Origin of the sequence: Pseudoduganella violaceinigra DSM 15887, assembly GCF_000425385.1 — a bacterium.
Lineage (GTDB): Bacteria > Pseudomonadota > Gammaproteobacteria > Burkholderiales > Burkholderiaceae_D > Rugamonas > Rugamonas violaceinigra.
On sequence record NZ_AUDI01000047.1, the window covers coordinates 1 to 1,177 of the forward strand.

Below are 1,177 nucleotides of genomic sequence, written 5' to 3' on the forward strand. Positions count from 1 at the left end.
GGGCGGCAAACAAGTTCGGTTTCATCATCGGCAGCGTCGTTAGAAATGGACCATCGACATCATGCCATCACTGCAGAGGTTTTTCGAGGTGCCCTATCGGTGTAACTACCGAGCTCGCACCAAATGAGTCGCTGCGCAATACTAGCGGAGATTTGACAGCCTCTGCGAATTCTGCGCGAAATCAACCTTACGGAAATGGACGAAGTGCGTCGCCTGCGGTAGGTACGAATGCAGCGGGTAGCAGCGGCAAGAATGTTCGGATGCCGCGAGATTATGCGAGCGAGCTTCCCGAGTATGATGGGAAAACCACTCATGGCGTTTTAGTCACCAACGAAGGTAAGGTCATTCAACTTCGCAGTGGCGGCAAGGAAGAGCCTTATACAGGCTATAAAGCAGTTTCCGCGTCTCACGTCGAAGGAAAAGCGGCAATATGGATTAGAGAAAATGGTTCTTCAGGAGGAACCGTTTATCATAACAATACAACTGGAACATGCGGTTATTGCAATTCTCAAGTAAAGGCACTCCTGCCTGAAGGGGTTGAACTAAAAATTGTGCCACCAACAAATGCTGTAGCAAAAAATGCCCAAGCAAGGGCAGTTCCGACAATTAACGTAGGTAATGGTACTCAACCGGGAAGAAAACAAAAATGATGAAAATTGTGGATGGTAATGGTACTGCTTTTAGCGCAATTAGTGATGTTGAAATAGAGGCTGTTTTTGCAAGCCGATACGAAAACAACGCCAATGAATTTTGGATTTCGAATGATGGTGATGAGTTTCCGTATTTAGTAGTACTGGTCAAGGATGATATTTCGTGCCTGCAATATTTTTCGGACGAAGATCATGCAGGCTTTAATTCGAAGGGGAACGAATCTGAGGATGGATATAGCTTGTTCTATATAAATGTTACCGAAGAGCAGGATATTTCGAATGATATGGTTGTGCCAGTTTCAAAAGCCTTAATTGCTTGTAAAGAATTCCTTGCGACTAGAACATTGCCGCAAGCCATCGAGTGGACCGCAGTAGCTGAATAGTCCGGTTGCTGCCCCGTTCAGTTGCCCCGTTGCTGCCCCGTCCAGACGTTGCCCCGTCCAGACGTCCAGAAAGGATAGGGTGGATGTTGTCGGGGCGATTTTTCGCGGAAAATCGCTTCGTTCCGAAAGCGTCAGCCCAAATCT

At 47.2% G+C, this 1,177-nt stretch carries 2 protein-coding genes; both read left to right on the forward strand.

Annotated elements, in window-relative coordinates; all coding sequences use genetic code 11:
* A partial coding sequence (locus H597_RS35715) for a DddA-like double-stranded DNA deaminase toxin (protein WP_211232061.1) occupies positions 1-650 on the forward strand: 650 nt, incomplete at its 5' end.
* Positions 647-1,033 (forward strand): Imm1 family immunity protein, encoded by a 387-nt coding sequence (locus H597_RS34195; RefSeq protein ID WP_083941147.1) that lies wholly within the window; start codon positions 647-649, stop codon positions 1,031-1,033. The genes H597_RS35715 and H597_RS34195, both read left to right, overlap by 4 nt.
* Positions 1,034-1,177 lie beyond the last annotated feature (144 nt).

Excerpts from the sequence above, each read along its gene's own strand:
- H597_RS34195 (WP_083941147.1), top strand. The coding sequence starts at position 647 with ATGATGAAAATTGTGGATGGTAATGGTACTGCTTTTAGCGCAATTAGT.